General features: G+C 38.1%; 17 protein-coding genes and 1 pseudogene. 10 read left to right on the top strand and 8 right to left on the bottom strand.

Translation table 11 applies throughout. The features are described 5' to 3' along the window. On the top strand, window positions 1–258 hold a 258-nt coding region (locus RR876_RS06885), incomplete at its 5' end, for an FAD-dependent oxidoreductase (RefSeq protein ID WP_332637067.1). 285 nt (window positions 259–543) lie between these two features. Here RR876_RS06885 and RR876_RS06880 read toward each other — a convergent pair. The 3 genes from RR876_RS06880 to RR876_RS06870 form a co-directional block, all read right to left on the bottom strand. Next, window positions 544–798 (bottom strand): YfhL family 4Fe-4S dicluster ferredoxin, encoded by a 255-nt coding sequence (locus RR876_RS06880; protein WP_218288214.1) that lies wholly within the window; start codon window positions 796–798, stop codon window positions 544–546. Window positions 799–812: 14 nt separating this feature from the next. Beyond that, window positions 813–2,213 (bottom strand): tRNA 5-hydroxyuridine modification protein YegQ, encoded by a 1,401-nt coding sequence (gene yegQ / locus RR876_RS06875; RefSeq protein ID WP_332478476.1) that lies wholly within the window; start codon window positions 2,211–2,213, stop codon window positions 813–815. 462 nt (window positions 2,214–2,675) lie between these two features. Next, complete coding sequence (locus RR876_RS06870; RefSeq protein WP_332478477.1) at window positions 2,676–3,104, bottom strand: Cd(II)/Pb(II)-responsive transcriptional regulator; 429 nt, start codon at window positions 3,102–3,104, stop codon at window positions 2,676–2,678. 76 nt (window positions 3,105–3,180) lie between these two features. Between RR876_RS06870 and RR876_RS06865 the strand changes: the two genes are divergently transcribed. From RR876_RS06865 to RR876_RS06835, 7 genes and pseudogenes are all read left to right on the top strand, one after another. After that, entirely contained in the window at window positions 3,181–3,804 is a 624-nt protein-coding gene (locus RR876_RS06865) for a cation transporter (RefSeq protein WP_332478478.1), read from the top strand. A 199-nt stretch (window positions 3,805–4,003) separates the two neighbouring features. Further along, window positions 4,004–6,625 (top strand): type VI secretion system Vgr family protein, encoded by a 2,622-nt coding sequence (locus tag RR876_RS06860; protein ID WP_332637066.1) that lies wholly within the window; start codon window positions 4,004–4,006, stop codon window positions 6,623–6,625. Between the two features lies 1 nt (window position 6,626). After that, window positions 6,627–7,535: a hypothetical protein gene (locus RR876_RS06855; protein ID WP_332476932.1), complete on the top strand. Its 909-nt coding sequence runs from the start codon at window positions 6,627–6,629 to the stop codon at window positions 7,533–7,535. A gap of 1 nt (window position 7,536) precedes the next feature. After that, a complete protein-coding gene (locus RR876_RS06850) occupies window positions 7,537–10,215 on the top strand; it encodes a T6SS effector BTH_I2691 family protein (protein ID WP_332476931.1) in 2,679 nt (892 codons plus the stop codon). Window positions 10,216–10,217: 2 nt separating this feature from the next. Next, entirely contained in the window at window positions 10,218–10,973 is a 756-nt protein-coding gene (locus tag RR876_RS06845; RefSeq protein ID WP_332476930.1) for a putative type VI secretion system effector, read from the top strand. Then, window positions 10,966–11,651, top strand: a pseudogene (locus tag RR876_RS06840) (putative type VI secretion system effector). Before RR876_RS06845 ends, RR876_RS06840 begins: the two are co-directional and overlap by 8 nt. Before the next feature lie 97 nt (window positions 11,652–11,748). Further along, complete coding sequence (locus tag RR876_RS06835; protein ID WP_332476929.1) at window positions 11,749–12,528, top strand: putative type VI secretion system effector; 780 nt, start codon at window positions 11,749–11,751, stop codon at window positions 12,526–12,528. Window positions 12,529–12,668: 140 nt separating this feature from the next. Here the strand turns inward: RR876_RS06835 and RR876_RS06830 are convergent, their stop codons facing one another. After that, the gene (locus tag RR876_RS06830) at window positions 12,669–13,511 is read right to left on the bottom strand and encodes a hypothetical protein (protein ID WP_332476928.1); all 843 of its coding nucleotides are present in this window, start codon (window positions 13,509–13,511) and stop codon (window positions 12,669–12,671) included. Between the two features lie 251 nt (window positions 13,512–13,762). On the opposite strand from RR876_RS06830, the gene RR876_RS06825 reads away from it, so the two are divergent. Then, the gene (locus tag RR876_RS06825) at window positions 13,763–14,329 is read left to right on the top strand and encodes a TetR/AcrR family transcriptional regulator (RefSeq protein ID WP_332476927.1); all 567 of its coding nucleotides are present in this window, start codon (window positions 13,763–13,765) and stop codon (window positions 14,327–14,329) included. Between the two features lie 381 nt (window positions 14,330–14,710). Here the strand turns inward: RR876_RS06825 and RR876_RS06820 are convergent, their stop codons facing one another. Continuing rightward, window positions 14,711–15,511 carry a DUF2071 domain-containing protein gene (locus tag RR876_RS06820; RefSeq protein ID WP_332476926.1) on the bottom strand — a complete coding sequence of 267 codons (801 nt, stop codon included), beginning with the start codon at window positions 15,509–15,511 and terminating at the stop codon, window positions 14,711–14,713. Window positions 15,512–15,620: 109 nt separating this feature from the next. Next, window positions 15,621–16,400 carry a ferredoxin--NADP reductase gene (locus RR876_RS06815; protein WP_004982408.1) on the bottom strand — a complete coding sequence of 260 codons (780 nt, stop codon included), beginning with the start codon at window positions 16,398–16,400 and terminating at the stop codon, window positions 15,621–15,623. A 102-nt stretch (window positions 16,401–16,502) separates the two neighbouring features. Here RR876_RS06815 and tsaA point away from each other — a divergent pair, with 102 nt between their 5' ends. After that, entirely contained in the window at window positions 16,503–17,210 is a 708-nt protein-coding gene (gene tsaA, locus RR876_RS06810; RefSeq protein WP_332476925.1) for a tRNA (N6-threonylcarbamoyladenosine(37)-N6)-methyltransferase TrmO, read from the top strand. A gap of 49 nt (window positions 17,211–17,259) precedes the next feature. On the opposite strand, the gene RR876_RS06805 is transcribed toward tsaA, so the two are convergent. Beyond that, the gene (locus tag RR876_RS06805; RefSeq protein WP_332476924.1) at window positions 17,260–18,294 is read right to left on the bottom strand and encodes a hypothetical protein; all 1,035 of its coding nucleotides are present in this window, start codon (window positions 18,292–18,294) and stop codon (window positions 17,260–17,262) included. Between the two features lie 126 nt (window positions 18,295–18,420). Further along, window positions 18,421–19,674, bottom strand: coding sequence for an MgtC/SapB family protein (locus tag RR876_RS06800; RefSeq protein WP_332476923.1), 1,254 nt, complete (start codon window positions 19,672–19,674; stop codon window positions 18,421–18,423). Between the last annotated feature and the right edge of the window lie 70 nt (window positions 19,675–19,744).

Genomic DNA, 19,744 nt, shown 5'->3' with positions numbered 1-19,744 from the left:
GAACATACGGTAGAGCTTGCAGGAATCTTTGTGCAAATTGGTTTATTACCAAACACCGATTTCCTCAAAGAAACAGCGGTTGAGCTTTCAAACCGTGGTGAGATTGTGATTAATGATCGCAACGAAACCAATGTCAAAGGTGTATTTGCCGCAGGTGACTGTACGACAGTGCCTTACAAGCAAATCATCATTGCCACAGGTGAAGGCGCGAAAGCATCTCTGTCTGCTTTTGATTATATTATTCGTTCTGGGTTGTAAGTATGAAATGAAAAAGCCAACGCTCTCCCAAAATATACGTTGGCTTTTTCCCTTTATGTTGTATCGCTGATCTTTGGTTTTACCCTTGATAGGAACTGAGTCACTAACAGCTCAGTTCCTTTTTTTCGTTTAAAGCAAATATCTTGTACAAAGAAAAAGCCAAAGTGCTCCCCAGTCACTTTGGCTTTTTCATTTAGTTGTTGTTTATTGTTATTCTTTGCCCAGTTTTTGTTTTGAAACTCTGAGTGTGGTCAGTACTCGGTTTCTTTTCTACTTTCCCCAAGGTTAGACGCTAAATAAGTTCAATCCTTTAAATTTTTCTAACAATTGTTGCTGTGTTTCAACGTGTTCTGGATGTGGCTCGATACAGGCAATTGGGCAAACATCGACACAGGTTTGGGTATCATAAAAGCCGACACACTCGGTACAACGGCTGACATCTATTTCATAAATTTTATCACCTTCAAAAATAGCGGTATTGGGACATTCGGGAAGACACATATCACAGTTAATACATGCATCCGTTATTCGTAGTGCCATAGCATTATCCCCAGTCAGCTTGCAACATAAGCTAATGCAGGCGCTGAAATGTCGGTACTTGAATGCGGTAAGTTACGAATGAGCAGGGCATAGCGCATGTCGACATCAGCAGGAACAGGGATTTCAACCACATGACCTGAGCCTTTCGCTTCAAGTATTGGATTGCCTTTTTTATCGAGGATTTCTGTTAGTTCAAAAGTGATGTTGCCTGAAGTGGTCATGAGTTCGAGCACATCGCCCACTACAAAACGGTTTTTGACATCGACTTTCAGATAATCGCCATTGCGTTCCAAAATTTCACCGCAGTATTGTTGATGGTCAAAACTGGATGAACCATTTTCATAATTTTGATATTCGCTATGCACGTGGCGACGTAAAAAACCTTCGGTATAACCACGGTTGGCCAGACCTTCGAGTTGTATCATGAGTGATGGGTCAAAAGGTTTCCCTGCGAGAGCATCATCTATGGCTTTGCGATAAATTTGCGCTGTACGGGCACAGTAAAAATAAGACTTGGTGCGCCCTTCAATTTTTAAAGAATGGATGCCCATTTGGGTTAAGCGCTCAACATGTTGCACCGCGCGTAAGTCTTTTGAGTTCATAAAGTAAGTACCATGTTCGTCTTCTTCAGCAGCAAACATGTCTTCATCATGACGTTGTAGCAATACGGGTTCATCGAACTGATGTTGTGCTTGCATATGCAGTTCATCAGTATCAGAACTTGAACAGCAGTTGAAGCCTGTATTCAGCTTTTGGGCTGGGATCACATCACCATTTTCATCTTGCTGAGTCTCGTGTACTTTGTATTCCCAACGACAGGCATTGGTGCATGCCCCTTGATTGGCATCACGCTTATTCATATAGCCTGAAAGCATGCAACGTCCAGAGTACGCCATGCATAGCGCACCATGCACAAAAACCTCAATTTCCATGTCAGGCACTTGTTGCTTAATTTCTTCAATTTCATCAATAGATAATTCACGGGACAAAATGACGCGAGTCAACCCCATGTTTTTCCAAAACTTCACAGTAGCCCAGTTAATGGCATTGGCTTGAACAGAAAGATGCACATCCATGTTTGGAAAATGCTCGCGTACCATCATAATCAGCCCTGGATCTGACATAATCAGGGCATCGGGTTGCATAGCAACCACAGGTGTGAGGTCACGAATAAAGTTTTTGAGTTTCGAGTTATGCGGTTGAATGTTGACGACCACATAAAACTTTTTACCTAAGTCATGTGCTTCTTGAATGCCGATAGCCAGATTGTCATGATCAAATTCATTATTGCGCACACGTAAACTGTAACGAGGTTGTCCGGCATAGACTGCATCTGCACCATAGGCAAATGCATAACACATATTTTTAAGCGAACCTGCAGGAGAAAGAAGTTCAGTAACGTGATGAATGCTCATGATTAAAATAAGGCATAAAAAAAATATGGGTTTATTGTAGGGCTTTAAAAAATAGATTCAACCTAGTAAACAACTCGGAATTTAAGCGGGGATAGACGCGAAAAGCACACGTTCAAACGCTGGATTTGAGTGCTCCATTATAAATGTTTGAATATATGGTTTTATGTGGCTAAGGATAGAAGTAAATTTAAATATCCTTGTTTTATAAAGTAAAAGATCGGTTATATAAAACTTATTTGTGGTTTTAATCATTAAAAAGCTAGAGTTCTTTGTGGCCTTTTATCCGAAATAATTGGGGATCATTTTTATTAGATTCGAGGTTAGGATAGATTTTTTATTTTTGAATTTATTAAAAAATTAAAGAAAATAAGGATAAAAATCCTGCATTGCCAACGAATGGTTTGAGTAAATAGGTAGCAAAACTGAGTAATACCCATATTCTAAATTCTGCGTTGATGTGTTTTATACATCTAGTCCTGCTTCAAGATGTCTTAAAATTTGGCAATCATCAATGGTTGATTGGGTTGTGCAGGACTGTCGAAGCTGCTGTAGCTGTATCTGGAATTTTTGCAATTCAATGATTTTTTGTTCGACTTGTTTTAAATGTTCATCAATCAGTTGATTGACCGCACTACAGTCTTGTTGAGGTTTTTGTTCCAGTTCAATCAGGTATTCAATTTCTTTGAGTGATATATCCAGCGCACGGCAACGTTTAATAAAAATGAGTCGTTTAAGCGCATCATCTTGATAATAGCGATAGTTATTGTCCCCGCGAAAAGAAGGCTCTAATAAATGCTTTTTTTCATAGAAACGAATGGTATCGGCACTTAATCCTGTTTTATGGACTAAGTCTTTCATCAAATAAATAGGTGATGCGTTTTGTTGATTCATTTTGCTTGACCTTAGAGCGACTCCATAGTTTTTAATCATAATAGAAAATGATTAGGTCTGAATAGAGGTTGTGTATATGGCATGTTCTTCTTGCAGTTGTGCACCTGTACCGCAAAAGCCAAATAGTAAGTTCAGAACGGCATTGTGGATTGCCTTATTTATCAATTTAGCCATGTTTGTGGTAGAGCTCATTGGTGGAGCTTATGCACATTCGTCATCCTTATGGGCCGATTCTTTAGATTTCTTTGGTGATGCAGTCAACTATGGTATTTCACTGGCGGTGCTTGGTGCGAGTTTATATTGGCGGGCGACAGTGGCATTGCTCAAAGGCATTACAATGGCGTTGTTTGGCTTGGTGGTGATTGGTAAAGTGATATATGCCTATGCTTTGGGAATTCCGCCTGAAGCCATGACCATGGGGGTGATTGGTGTGATTGCTTTGCTCGCGAATGTCGTTTGTGCCGTCATTTTATATGCTTTTCGCGAAGGCGATTCTAATATGCAATCGGTCTGGCTTTGTAGTCGAAATGATGCGATTGGAAATGTAGCGGTTATTTTTGCTGCGATAGGGGTGTTTGGTACAGGCAGTCTGTGGCCTGACATAATCGTGGCAGGCATTATGGCGACTTTAGGCATGACTGCGGGTTATCAAGTGGTGAGCAAAGCATTATCTGAGCGTAGATTACAGCTCGAGAATTAAGAAAAAAGCTAAATTTCTTAATCAAAGTAAAATTATTTCCATAAAAATGCTCCGCAGTTGCTCGGAGCATTTTGTTGTTTACATAATAAGAATAAAACTCTGCTCATTTGTCGGATTGATCTGGCTATAATTGCGCCTAATTTATGATCGCTGTTTGCGATCAATGATGACTGAAACTTACTTTTTAAAAATATAGACGATGATAAATACAATCACTCAAATGCTTGAGCAATTGGGGTTAAGTGCACAAAAACGTGCCATTCATGCACAATTTTCACCTGCTGCATTAAATCATGACATCTTTTTGCAGCATATTGAAGGCACCCATGCATTAAACCAAGGTTTAAATGTTGAATTGATCTGCCTCTCAACGAATGCCCTGATTCCACTGAAACAATTTATCGGAGTGCAAGTTGCGGTCGATCAGGTCACAGATCAAGGCACATTATTTCGCAGCACAGGGATCATCACCCAAGCCGAACAAGGACAAAGTGATGGTGCACTGACCTTGTATAAACTTCGCTTAGAAGATGCAACTGCACTTTGGCATAAACGTCGCAATAGCCGAGTGTTTATGAATAAAAGTGTACGAGATGTCAGTGAAATACTCTTCAAGGAATGGCAGAGTAAAAGTCCGCTATTTACTGCTAGCCTCAGTCTTGATCTTTCTGGTTTAAATACAGAGACCGATATTCGTCCCTTCATCATGCAGTCGAATGAAACCGATTATGACTTTCTAACACGGCTCTGGCGTAGTGAAGGCATCAACTGGCTAATTGATGAAGCTGAACTCTATGTACCTCATACCAGTCATCCGATTCAAGCCCAAAAACTTAGACTCTTGGATGACAACAGTCAGTTCCAAGCCTTAAAGCGTCGACAGATTCGTTTTCATCGTTCTAGTGCTACCGAACAACAGGACAGCATCATCAGTCTGAGTGCACAGCGCAGCTTACAACCGACTGCAGTCCATATCCAACGTTGGCAAGCCGATCACCTGAGTCAAGAAGAAGGTGCAGGCTCAGTCCAAAGCCAACATCAACACAGTACACAGCAAGACAATGCCAGCCTCAGCTTAGAACAAGCGTGGCATGTTAGCCCAGCATGGATGCAAGATTTAAAGGGAGAAGATCAGGCGACCGCAGCATCAAACAGCCAAATTGAAAAACTTAATCAAACCCTGAGTAATGTCTACAACCAACAGGCGAAACAATTCACTGCACAGAGCACCGTACGTGATGCCCAAGTGGGGTATTGGTTTGAGTTACATGAACATCCTGAACTTGATCAACACAGTGATGTAGACAAAGAATTTCTGATCACGACCAAGACTTTTTATAATCAAAACAACTTGCCCAAAGATCTGAGTGAGCAAATTCAGCATTTACTGAAACAAAGCCAATGGTCACTCAAAACCAGCACAGTGCCAAGCGAACGCCAAGCCAACCACTTGAGTTTACAGCGTCGTCACATCACGACCGTTCCAGTTTATAACCCGATAGCGCACCGTCCAGCCACACACCCACAACGTGCCAAAGTCGTGGGACCAAGTGGCGAAGAAATTCATGTGGATGAATGGGGGCGGATCAAAGTTCGCTTCCTCTTTACCCGCAACGATGACCACAGCCATGACGGTGGTGCAGGCGCCAATGACAATGATACAGACTCGGCATGGGTTGATGTCTTGACCCCATGGGCGGGTGAGGGCTATGGCGCACGCTTTCTACCGCGCATTGGTGAAATCGTGGTGATTGATTTCTTTGACGGTAATCTTGACCGTCCCTTTGTGGTTGGACGGATTCATGAAGCGCAGCGCAGCCCAACGAAATTTGATCAGAAAGGTCAATTGCCAGAGACCAAGAAACTGGCAGGGATTCGCTCTAAAGAAGTAGGGGGTGAAGGTTATAACCAACTCCGCTTCGATGACACCACGGGTCAAATCTCGACTCAACTACAAAGTAGTCATGGGGCAACTCAGTTGAACCTCGGTAACCTCAGCCACCCCAAAGAAACAGAGACAAGTGAAGGACGAGGAGAAGGCTTCGAGCTTCGAACAGATCAATGGGGCGCGATTCGAGCAGGTGAGGGGTTACTGCTCAGTAGTCATAAACAAGATCAAGCTACCGGTACACATCTGAATGCTCAACCTGCCAAACAACAACTTGAAGGGACTTTAAACAATAGCCAAGCGTTAAGTGAAGTGGCGAAGAATCAACAGACGGATCCACTTGAAGTTTTAGAAAACTTAAAAGGCTTCTTAGAACAGATTGAACAACAAGATCAAAACAAGGCAGATGCATTTAAACAAGCCATCATGATTCTCTCTGCACCAAACTCCATAGCTGTTAGCAGTAATGAAGACCTTTATCTCTCAGCCGATGGTCAAATCAGCCAAAGTGCAGGGGAGAGTATCAACCTTTCTACACAGACATCGTTGATTGCGCATGCCAGTGAGAAAATAAGTCTCTTTGCAGCACAAGACGGGCTAAGAGCCTATGCAGGCAAGGGCAAGGTTGAAATCCAAGCGCAAGGTGATGCACTCGATGTCATTGCGCGGAAAGGCATTCAGATTATTTCTACGGAAGAACAAATTGAAATTAAGGCCAATAAGAAAATCGTGCTAACTGCGGGCGGTAGTCAAATTGAGATTAGTGGTGCAGGGGTATTACCGACCACTGCTGGAAAGTTTGAGAGTAAGGCGGGGCAGCATTTGTTTATGGGGAGTGCTTCTGTGAATGTGCCAGCAATTGATTTGCCAGACTGTTCTGCGAAGCAGGCAGATGCAGCAAAAAATGGATCAGCAAAAGTGATACTAGACTAAAATGAAGTTTTTACTGCCGAAAGAAGAAATAGTTTCTGAAAATTTAAGTAGATTAATTACTGATGTATTTGAACAAAATAGTCATATCACGTTTTTGTGTGATGAAACTTTATTAAATGGTTTTTTTAATGAGTTTATTGACGAGTTAACAGATTATGAATTAGAGCCAATAGAAATTGCTGTATCTAAACGAAATACTCGTTCGGTTCTTTTCTTTATAAAAATCAAAGCTAAAAAAGACTTGGATCATTCTCTTGACTTCATAATTCAATCATTATGTATGAATTTGGATCAAAATGAAGATGGTTATTTCATTCATGGATTTGGCAAAATTGATGATCTAAAAATTGCTGTTCAAACTTTTAAAGAACTTGTTATCGCAAAGGATACAAAGAATAAATTTATTTTTCGTTGGTATGACCCACGCGTATTGGTTTATTTGCCTGCAATTATTGATAAAAAAAGCGAGCGAATTGAAGCATTTTTAGGGGACTGGCATTTTGTTTTTTTCAATGGTTTGTATGTGGTGAAAACTCAGGAAAAAAGAGCACTTTTCCCTCTTACATTTACAAATGATGAGTCGGCAAAACTAGATTTAATTGAATTGTCGAATACAGTGATTAAGCAATCTCTTATATATGACGAGAAATTGTTAATTCGTCAGGATGAGATATTAGAGTCACTTCATCAAGCGATAAGACAATATGGAATTTTACATGTAACTGATCTGATCGCTTATGGGATGTATTCCGTTATTTTGCATAAAGATTTTATGAGAAGTTCGCGAGTATCTTCAATAATTAGTCATTATTGGATTGAGAGATTGGAAGCAAACTCTTTTACAACGGCGATGGACTATTTAGAAGAAAATCAATATTCACAAGTTACACAAGAATGTGAAGAGGGCTAGTATGGCTAATGATAAACTAACTTTCGCAAATAATATAAAAAAGTTTGGGACAGTTGATCAGCAACAGAAAAAACTAACCAAGACTTTAGGTGTCAGCCCAAATCCGAGCAAAATTAGCCAACAAGCTGCTGCATCCACAACTCAGAATAAAAAAATACCAGTTACTCAGGTATCCGATAAGCCGTGTCCTAACTTTTGCCGACCTACAGGTATAAATATATTACCTCTAAAATACTCGGTAGCCCGCGTAGGGGGGAAACCATTACCAGCACAATTAGGTATCAATGTAACCAATGTTCCACTTAAGGAGTATAAATATACGGTTCGAATGATTGACTCTGGGTATATTTATTTATTAATCAAGAGAAAGTCTGGAAAGAAAGAGTGGGTTGCCTACATTACCAATAAAAAAGGATTTCATCAGGAATTTCCTTTAGGTAGTAAAGCACCTATTGTGGCTTCAGATTTTAACTGTACTAAAGCAGGACATAGTGCCAATGCATCCTTAATTACCATACCTTCAGTGAATAATGATGAAGCTCAGATGGTCTATTTACTGCATGCTCATGCACCTCTCACTCAAAAAATGAGAACGCAGTTTGAAAAAAATGCTGATCAGTACGCAACTTCAGGCTATTGGCAAAAAATAGATGTAGCAAAAGGAGCTACTCAGCAACATTGTCTTTCTGGTGCTCAATTAACTACGATAGCGATGGCATTAGATAGTTATGGTTCTGCTCGATGGGGAGCAATAAACAAGAAATTTAGTGACAAGCCGAAAGAGCATATTGGTGTTGCCCTATATGATCCGATTGGAATCACATCTAAATTAAATGAAGATCGTAATATTTTAAGTTTCAAAGGAGTTGATGACTTTCTGAAAGAAAAGAAAAATGGCTTTAGCAATGAGCATAAACTTCAAACCATGACTTTGATTGATAATATCGAATCTACTTTAAAACAAAATTTGATAAGTGCAAAATTTAAACAAATTGAGACACAAAAAAATACAGCACTTGGTCATTTACAGTATGACCCACGAATTACAGCACACTTAGATAAGAAAACTTTAGATCAAGTTAAGAAAAATGTAGAGAAAACGGCTGAACAACATAAGATTAGTGCACATCAAGAAGCGATTGTTAAAGGTGATAAAGCTTGGGCTAAATATCGAGAAGAACTCGATATGGATGCTCTGGATAAGTTCCGCAAGGATGTCGATAAAAAATCTGAAGAGAGTTATAGTGCCGCGGCTCGTTATGTAGATGATCATTATAACTGGCTGGTTTCCTCTAATCTTTTAAAAGGTCTGTTCTATTTTGACCAAAGTGAGGAATTGAAACAGGGTAAAACACCGAAAGAAAGCAATGGTTTTATTTTCCATGCGGTCATTATGGACTTAATGTATGGCATGAATTTATTGCAAAAAGGGAAAGATTTACTCAATAAATGGATATGTGAGAAAAAAGCTTCAGATAAAAACTTATTCTTAAGAGCATATTGTTTTAACAATAAAATTTTGATGGATGAATATGCCAAGATTTTTGAAAGTCCAAGTTTAACAAAAGAATTACTAGATCATAGTAAACAGGGTTTTGGTATGTTTACCGCAGCCGATGCAGCCTTTGATAGTTGGTTAGGTAGTATTGAAGGGAAAAAGTTTATCTCATCAAATGACTTTAAATGGCCAGAGAAAATGTTCTACTGGATGTCTTTGATGTTGAATACCGCTCTAAAAGAGTTTGGCGATATTCGTTTAAGAACAATAAGTATTAGTGAAATTACAGTCATGGCGACGCAAGGTGCACAACGGCATACAGCCCAATTGCTTTATCTAAGATCAGGGAATTTAGCTCAACAGGTTCCATTGACGCGGTTGATGTATAACCTAGAATTTAGAGCCGCTGCAATTGCTTCTTTACCACAAACTGGTACGACGTATACCTACCGTAATACCAGAGCAGTGGAAATTAAAAACTCGGTATCATTAGCTGTTAAAGGGCAACCAGATATTACCAAAAACCGAATACTTGCCATTGTAGGTATTTTTGAGTTACTGAATTTTTACTTCCAATATGATGCGTGGAAATCTGATATTAAAGACAAGCCAGAACTATCCATACAATTAGTGGGCTCGATGTTCTCGGTATCTGCTGTGGCATTTGATATGTTAGGTGAGTTTTGGTCAAAGAAAGGAGTATCAGCAGCAAATTCTGCAGCCAGATTCAGAATTTTTGCAGGAAGTATGGGGGTGATAGGAGGCATACTGGGTCTAATAGTAGATGGTAAAAATATGAAAGAAATAAATAATGACTTTTTGAAAAATATCTTAAGATTAAGATTTTTCATTAGTATATTTTTAACAGTAGGGCAAGCATTGTCATTATTTTCTACTATTGCATCTCATAGTTCTAAAGAAATTCTTAAAGTTCTAAGTCAAAGAATAGCTACAAATACATTTGCAGCTATTTTAATGAGTGCTAGAGTTATTGCTGGATTAACAATTATCTCAATATCATTGGTAGCCTTAGAAATTATACTCAAGAAATGCTTCTTGGATGATGAAATGGAGGATTGGTGTCAAAAATCTGCTTTTCATAAATCTGATAGTCGAGAGAAGTTCTATAAAACAGTAGATGAGGAGTATGAGGGATTTATGAAGGCTATTGTGAGCGTTTAATTATGTATAATTTAGTAAAGTTTCAAGGTTATATTAAGAAGTTAGAAATACATGAAGGAACATTAAACACATTAAGCAATGTTGGGGATTCTCAGATTTTATCTTCAGCAATTTTATCTAGTATTGCTGAAAGTGTGTCACTTGGTGCACAGACAGTTTTTTTAGCATCACACAGTCGATTGCATGTGCAATCTGTTGTTATGGAAATAGATGATAAAGTATTTATTGGTCAATTTCATCGAACAATATTAAAAGAAAATGAATATGTAGTTTGTGTTGCTAGGCGATTAGAGAAAAATTTATATGAGCTTTATTCTATATTGAGTCCTAAAACAGGTTTACTACATATGCAAGTTGGGATGGGAGCGGCAAAAAAGAAATCTAAAGAATCATCTTTAAAGGGCAGTAAGTTTATATTTTTTATTTCTCTTTTTGTTTTGATTTTAATTATTATATTTGATGGTGATTATAGCAGGGAAAATTTAATAAGTTGGGGGGGGTGTATATTTGTAGCTTATTTTATTTTGAATTTTATAGTGAAAAGATCTATAAATTCACTTTTACACTTTTCAGAAAAGTCAGAGGAAATATTTAAAATATATGGCTTTGATGATCCCGAAGAAATTTTTTTATTGTCTGGACGCCACTATAGTGATGATTATAAAATTCTTTTAGAATCTGTATATGAATATAGAAAAGTTATTCAAAAAGATCCATACCCAGAAAGTTATATAGAGCAAAAAGAACGGAATGTATGATTTATTAAAAATTGAAGGTCGCATTCAAAGATTAGAGATTTATGATGATTCTTTAAGTGCATTTGGAAAATCAGGGGATACTCAAATTGCTGCTTCTGCAATTCTAAGCGGTGTTGCAGAAAGCGTTTTATTGTCTGCACAGACGGTATTTCTCGCTTCGCGTAGTCGTTTACATGTTAAGTCAGTCGTTTTGGAAATAGATGGGAAAGTTTGCATCGGCCAGTTTCATCGCGTTTTATTTGAACTGGATGAATATGTCATTTGTATTGTAAGACAGCTAGAAAACAATTTGTATGAACTTTATTCAGTATTGAGCCCTAAAACAGGCTTGCTTCATATGCAGGTTGGGATGGGAGCTTCTGTTAAAGCTCAGCAGACTTCTATAGCTAAAGGTAGAAATGTTTGGTACGCAATAACAATTTTTTTAGGATCTTTAATTTATTTTTGGGCAAGAGGTTTTAATCAGGTTGATATATTAATTTTTTTAGGAGTGGCTATTTTATTTTATTTTTTATTATTAAAAATGCCTCAAACTCATTAAAACATTTTTCAGAAAAGTCAGAACAGATTTTTGCTTTATATGGATTTAAAGATCCTCAAGAAGTTTTTTTATTACCAAGTCGCTACCTGAGTGAAAAAGATCATTTGTTGCTTGAATCTGTATATGAATATAGATAAGTTATTGAAAGTGATCCATATCCAGAAAATTATATAGAGAAAAAAGAACGGAATGTATAACTAATTGGAAATTAAAAGGCTATTTAAGTTAAATTATTTGAAACTAAATTTAAAGCTTGTTCAAGGCCCAATCCATTCTTTGGAAAAAGCAAAATCCAAAATACCAGTAAATCAAAATGTGGAGGGGATTGCTGCTGGGACTGCTTTTGCAGGTGTACTGGCTGAAAGTAGTTCATTACTTACCAGTGCTCCTATCCTAGTGATGGCAGGTAAAGCTAAAGATGGCATCACGTTTACGGGGGAAATAGAAGGTCATTCTTTGCTAGGGCAATTTACGACAGCACGTTTTAAAGAAAATGATGAGTTGATTGCTGTAATTAGTGAAAAACCTGTAGATGGGCGTTATCAGGTCTATGCCATTCTGGATCCTAAATCAGGTTTATTGTATATGATCTATGAAATGGGTCGTTCAGTAAAAATGGGTTATAAAGCTATTATAAAGCAGGTATTCTATTTTTCTTTAGCTTCATGGGTTGTTATTTCCTTTCTGTTGGTGCTGTTTTATTTATTTGATTTTTCATATAACTCGAATACTTTCTTTAATTTAATTTCTTCGATTTTAATAATATTGGTTATGTCAATTGTTTTTTCTGGTTTTATAAACTATTTTGGGTTTCGTAAATCCTATGAAAATTTTGGAACATTGTCAGAGCAAATATTTGAAAAACTAGGTTTTGAATATTCAAAAGAACAGGATTTTTATAATGAATTTTTAACTGATGATGGTGTTCAGATTAGTGTAATTAAATATCGTAATAAGTTAAAAGGTCAAGACCCTTATCCAGAAGATTATTTTGATAAGAAAAAGAGCAATTGAAACTTTAAATTAAGCGTTGAGAGGACTTTTTACACAATGTTATTGACTACAATACTTATTCCAGCGTGGCTTTTCATGTATGAATTGAATGATTTTTCCAAGCTTTAATATGTCATTTTTAACTAAATCTAGATTAAAGTTTAGCTTAATACCAAATTCATCTTGCTCCAAAAATTATTCCATAGACTTAAATATTCAGTTTGAAGTTGTTGGAAATACAGAGCTTGTTCAGGTTTATAGCATTGTGTGAATAGCACCCAAATGTCGTCTTTATGATTGTCATCGTTAGCAAGGGTTGTATCACATGTTTCTGCAAGACCATGACATGCATAGTAGCCTTGGGTAAATGAAGAATCATACGCTGCGAGATTAGTTCTGAGAGCTTCACTAAACTTAATCACTTGTAGTTCGGTGCAAGCCAAAATGAGCAGCAAGTCTGCATAAGAATGAATATGTTCTTGAATAAATTGTGCAATTATAAATGCTTCAGGCTCGGTCTGTTTTTGGTCGGTGACATTAAGCTCAAGCTGCTGCATCAGTTGAAGAAAATAGACCAAATGCGATTTAGAGGGTGAACTTTTCTCAAGTTGGTGAGTATTAAAACCCAGTTCATCTAGAAGATTCAGCGATAGTAAATAGCGTGCATATATTTTGGCTGCAATGCGGTCTTGCTCCACGATATTGCTGTCGTGCTCAAGTTGCAGCGCTTGGTATATAGCCATACTCAAAGCATCAGTGAAAATTTTAACAATGGCTGTAAAATAATTCAGATGAATAAATTTCAGCTGTTCAAGGCTGAGTTGGCATTGATGCTGCCGTGTCAGTATCGGATGTTGAAATAGAACATGTTCGGCTGTTGTTTGCTTTAAACGGCTGATCGCTTGAGTATTGGTTGCCCATGACGTTGAGCTTAATGATCGTTCAATAAAGCGCAAAACTTCTGCGCGGGTATGTTCAGACTGGGTGAAGGAGAGAGCATTCATATACGAGGTAAATTTTAATTGTCATCATTTTTATCATAGTGAAAAAGATTCGATTCTTCTAGTATTTTATTTATTTTAAAATTTATATATTTCAAATACTTATTTTAATATTGCTATTGTTTTTTATAAAAAAACGGTGTTGATCTAAATTTGATATATAATATCGTCTTCAATCGATGTATTTCGTTTTCATGTGCTGTTCTTTTGGGTTAATGGCTTAATTTTAAAGTTTTGTGCATCAGGTAAAATAAATGTCAAAAAAAGAAGACATCATTAACACAGCGCTTAATCTCTTTAACTCACATAGTTATAATTCTATCGGTGTGGATCGGATTATTAGCGAGTCTGGCGTTGCTAAAATGACGTTTTACAAATACTTCCCATCTAAAGCTAAATTAATTGAAGAATGCTTAGTGACAAGAAACCAAAATTTACAGCAGTCGCTTGAAGCGACGATTGCTGCATGTGACCCAAGTGATTATCTCTCCCATATTCGTGCAATTTTTGAATGGTACCATGCATGGTTTCATAGCGCGGATTTTAATGGTTGTATGTTCCAAAAGGCAGTTGAAGAAATTTCAAAAATTTATCCTTCTTCGCTACAGCCTGCAATTGATTATAAAGAGTGGTTAAAAGGCAAGCTATGTCAGGCTTTGAATCGTCTAGGTGTGAAGCAGGATGAACAGTTGGCGGCTTTTTTATCCAGTATTTTGGATGGCATGACTATACAAGCGCAAATTGATCCGAACCAAGTGCATTTGGAAGATTATTGGAAGCGTGTGAATACTTTAATTCAAATGGAACTCTTGGCTGCCTAATATATAAATTTTAAGGTTAATCCAATACACATTATCTTGCTGGCTTAAATACATTTTAAATAAATCAAGTACAAATAAATAAGCGCGATAACGGTTAAGTTATCGCGCTTTGCTGATAATGATTATGTTCCATATCGCACATTATTTGACAATAATGCATGATATGAATATGAGCAACTTAATGTGCCTTCTTATATTTTTTGTACCCTCTGAATGTTTTCGGTCATTCAGTATTTCAGCAAAAATAGACAGACTTGTCTGTTTTGTTGAATTATAGAGACTTTGTGGAGAAAAACAACCAATCTCTCATTATTTTGGCTGAAATTTATTCATTATGCTTAATATTCCTTAAAATATGTAGGGTATTTATTATTTGTTGCGTTATTTACCCAAATGATTTAAGCACCTTGGGGGTAAATAAATGGTAAACTCATTGATTGGTTCAATCAGAACACTATAGGGCTTGAGCTGATCTTCATAGCATACAAGATTGAGCCTTGCTAAAAGTTCAAAGCGAGCGTAATGCAGCGTTGCAGGTTTCGGATTTAAGCGACCATGCCACACACGATAGCTGCCGAGTTTTCCATCGCGGCGATGGTAAAATCCTGCCAAAGGATGAGTCAAGAAGACCTGATAGCTTTCTAAATTGGGGAAGCCTTCAAAATGCCATTGGTCATGTTCCGACTGAGACAAATGTACATCTGAAGTGGCCCATGCCGATTGGGTACGCATTTTATATTGTGTATATCGACCCTCCGCATCTTGCTGACAATCAAACTCAATCTGTGCAGGATGCCACGGTAGTTGCCAAACATAACGAGGAAAGATTAGCGTCCAAGAGTCCAAAGTTGTTCCTAAAAACCAAACACAACGTTCCTGCGTCTCCTGATCAATCACGTAGACTCGATAATTGGTTTGCCCCATCGTGAATTTTGGAAAAGGATAAACCGCAGAGCTGAAATCGACATCGATAAAGGGGACTACCGACATCAGTGCATGTTGTTTGCCTTGGTACTGGACCGTGTCTAACTTAAACCGTGCTGGAATGATCTCTTTAAACCGAGCTGGGTCGACAGCATAAGTAATGAGGGCAAAATGCTGGAGTTTGCACTCTACATCAAGGCCACTAGGCTTGGGTTTCGGGTGCAAATAGTCTTTAAATTTGAGTTCTGGAAAGATCATTGGTTTAAATTCTAGATTTGTTATTTTTTTTAATATTAGATAAAACTATGCGTAGAGTAAATAAAAAACCGAAGCCTAAGCTTCGGTTTTTTAATATCTTTATACGGTCTTATTTTTCAACGAATGCACGCTCAATTACGTAGTCACCGAGTACACCCATACGTGGTGATTCTTTTAAACCGTGTTGGTCTAGAAGTGCAGCAACGTCATCGAGGAATGCAGGGCTACCGCAAAGCATTGCACGGTCCGTTTCTGGGTTGAAACGTGGTAAACCGATCTTCTCAAAAATCTCACCAGTTTCAATTACTGTTGTTACACGACCTTGGTTTGGATAGTCTTCACGAGTAACTGTTGGGTAGTAAACCAATTTATCTTTAATGCCTAACTCTTCAAAGAACTCATTGTTTGGAAGTTCGTCTAAAATAAGGTCTTGGTACGCTAACTCAGAAATGAAACGTGTACCATGAACCACAATCACTTTCTCAAAACGTTCATAGGTTTCAGGGTCACGAATGGTCGCCAAGAACGGTGCAAGACCTGTACCAGAAGAAAGTAGGTATAAGTTTTTACCTGGGTTTAAGTCATCAAGTACTAAAGTTCCAGTTGGTTTTTTAGATACCAAAATTTCGTCGCCCACTTTAACTTTTTGTAAAATAGAGGTTAACGGGCCATCAGGAACTTTAATTGAGAAAAACTCAAGTTCTTCTTCGTAGTTTGCGCTAGCAATAGAATAAGCACGCATTAACGGTTTGCCATTTACTTCAAGGCCGATCATCACAAATTGACCGTTTTTAAAACGTAGAGCAGTGTCGCGCGTCGTTTTAAAAGAGAATAAAGTATCATTCCAATGGTGGACGTGAGTAATCTTTTCGACGTTGAAAGCAGCCATTAAAGGTCTCAATAAATTATCAAATTAGAACAGGTTGCTATTCTAATCTAAAATCATTCTCGATAAACTGAATATATTTAATTGAGCTTATTAGAAAAAGTGATGATGACTGAGTTAACCTTGCCGATTATTGGCTATATGCACTCTTCTTATAAGGAAAAGTTTGGTATTCCCCGTCAGCCTAATTTGGTTCAAGTGGAATCGTATATTGAAATGTCAGTACCCTATAATGATGTTCTGGCCTTTGAAGGAATTGAGGCATTTAGTCATTTATGGTTGGTGTGGCAGTTTCATGACAATAAAAATCCAGAAAAAACCCAGTTTCGCCCACAAGTTCGTCCGCCACGCTTAGGGGGCAATAAAAAAATAGGGGTGTTTGCTACGCGCAGTATGTATCGTCCTTCACCGATTGGTCTATCGGTGGTGAGGCTCAAGTGCGTCAAAAAAGAAGGGAAGTCGGTTCGAGTGTATGTCACAGGAAGTGATTTGCTAGATGGCACCCCAATTGTGGATATCAAACCTTATATTCACTACTCAGATGCAGTTATAGAAGCGGAAAGTGGTTATGCACAAGATGAACCTAAACGTAAGTCGGTGATGTGGTCGGAGCGGGCGATCGAACAGAAGCAGCAGCTTTTGATGAGTGGAAAATTGTCTGTACAGACCGTACAAGAGCTTGAAGCCGTTTTATCTTTAGATCCTAGACCGGCGTATCAGAATGTTGAAGCGCGAATTTATGGGATGAAATTTGCAAATTTAGATGTGAAATTTAAAGTGAATGAAACGTGTATAGAAATACAGGAGCTATAAGCTCCTGTATCGATTAAAACTTAAACCCACTGAGTTATTCGAAATAGATTTAAAACTTCAGGTTTTGTTTTAAATAATTTGCTGCAACTGAATTGTATAAATCACAACCTTTAGTTAAGCCATCTGCCTTAGCTAAGCGAGCTGCTTTCTCGTCGGCAGACACATTCATTTGATTTATTCGCTCTTTCTCTGATTGAATGTCATTTGCAAGATTGGACTCTACGCCAGCAGCCTCTTTTGAACTTGTATAGTAGGCGTCTTTATATTGAGCGTATCCACTGTGAGCATTTTCCACTGTTCCATCGTGGCTGTAATGATAGGCAAGCGCATCTTTAAATTTGGTGAGCTTAATATAATTTTGTGCGATTTGATTGGTAAACCATTCCACATGCTCATTAAAGCGCTGTTTGTATTCGCTTTCTGCTTCAGATAAGAGTAAATATTCCTGATTATTTGAATATTCAGTTTCCTGTAAACAGGTTGAACCCGCTGGGAATTTTAAGGCTTGGTATGCTTTTAATTTTGTATTGATTTCATCTGGATACTTCACGCTATATTGAGGATAGTCCAAGTTCCAATTCAGGTCAGGGTCTACAGTTGAAAGTACGCTTTCACCAGCAATATTACGCTGAGCCACAGTTGTGGTGAATTCTAAACCTGTAGATCCGATTGCGGAATAAGGCCGAAGTTTGATTTGATTATTGATGAAGGTCATTTGGCCAATTAAAGCGCCATAGCTATTGGTAGGGCCGAATGTTTGATACTCGCCTTGTTCAGTTAAGTAAATTTCATTTGTATCATCATCTGCATCGAAAGTAGCATAAGCTTTGCCATCAGCCAGCGTAATTTTTGTATTTAGCACGCCAAAATCAACAGCTTGAGTATGTGAGTCATACCAATAATCAATACGAACAGTTTCCCATTGTTGGGCTGTATTTGTATTATTAGAGTTATTATTTGAAGAATTACTGGATGTTGAGTTATTGCTAGTACTGGTATTGTTAGAACTATCAGAACTTCCGCCACCACACGCGCTAAGCATTAATGCGCTAAAAACTGCAAGCGATAATATTTTAAATTTCATAAAGATCCCGATTCAAAAATATATTATTAATAAAGTTATTGTTTAAAAATGAAGCGGGCTGATTATAGATTAATATGATGAAAATAAAAAAATTAAATTTTATAAAAATTAATTATTTAAATAGAATTAATAAATCGTCCACCAAAGTAGCCCAATCAAAACCGCCATATGCAAAATCTGAATCGGGGCAAAAGCAATAAAGTATTGTTTACCACCTGTTAAAGCGGCATTAACGGATTTGGCTACAGCGTGTGCAGCCAAACCTAAGATAAATGCAGACATTGCTGCCGTGTCTGTCGGTGCCCCTTGCATGACCACTGTTGCCATCGCTGCATGAATCTCAAACAAAGAAGCCAGCAAAGTCCCAGCGATTAAACCAGCATCTCCCAGCCAAAGGTTAAGTCCATACACACCCGCTTGGATGAGCGTTAAAGTCAGGGCAATAATACCTGCCTCTTTTAAACTAAACATGCGTGAATCAGTGGGTTGATGTTGTTCTAGTGCAGGCGCAGATCGTATCAACACATAGGCACAGATTCCTAAAAGGACACTTGCCACAAGGGTCGGAAACAGTATGGTTTTGAGCCAAAGCATACTTACACTTGCCACTATAATTAGTAGTTGCAACAAAGTGGCAATACAGGACATAAGGGCTGCACCTGCATTGGGTTTGGCGAGTGCTCGACCTGCACGTACTTCCATGCCTAAGCTGGCAACAGTTGCTGTACTGGATACAAAACCTGAAGCGATTGCCGATAAAATCATGGCATTTTTAGTGCTCAGTAGTCGTTTGGCAATATGTGCAAGCGCTTGAACAGCAAGAATGAGTGTGACTAATTTTAAAATAATATGGGGATTCAGCACAGCACCCCATAAAGACGTATTTGGCGTTAAGGGCAGGGCAATTAAAATCAGCGCTAAGAGAAAGATACCGTCTTTAAATTCAGCCTCAGTAATCCATTTCCCCGCAATGCTGTGCATCGGATGTTTGGTCATTAAAATAATGGTCAGGAGCACGGCTAAACCTGCGGCAAGTGATGTATTCCATAAGCACATCGCTCCGATAAAATAGGTCATGACAAAGGCAAGTTCAGTGGTTGAACCCAAATCTTCTGTTTGGTTTTTCATTGAAAATATAACTATGCCGCCGATGATCAACGCACCGACAATGCCAATACTGATACCAAATAAAAAACAAATAGCACCGAGGAGTGCACAAATTGCAAAGGAGCGTAGTCCTGCAAAGCTCTGTTGGTTTTCACGTTGTTTACTTCGTTCACGTTCTAAACCAATCAACAGTCCACAGCCTAATGCCGAAGCCAAAGTAATAAGGACATCAGATAAAGCCAAGCTGTTGATGGAAATTGCGTTGAAGTCCAAGCCTATCTCACAAAATCTAATGACCTAGCTAAAATATAGGCGAATGCTGAAGGTGGATTCAAGTTAAAAG

It is taken from the genome of Acinetobacter sp. (assembly GCF_036666595.1).
Taxonomy (GTDB): Bacteria; Pseudomonadota; Gammaproteobacteria; order Pseudomonadales; family Moraxellaceae; genus Acinetobacter.
The sequence above is the reverse complement of the archived record's forward strand: the minus strand, read 5'-3'. Positions and strand labels throughout refer to the sequence as shown.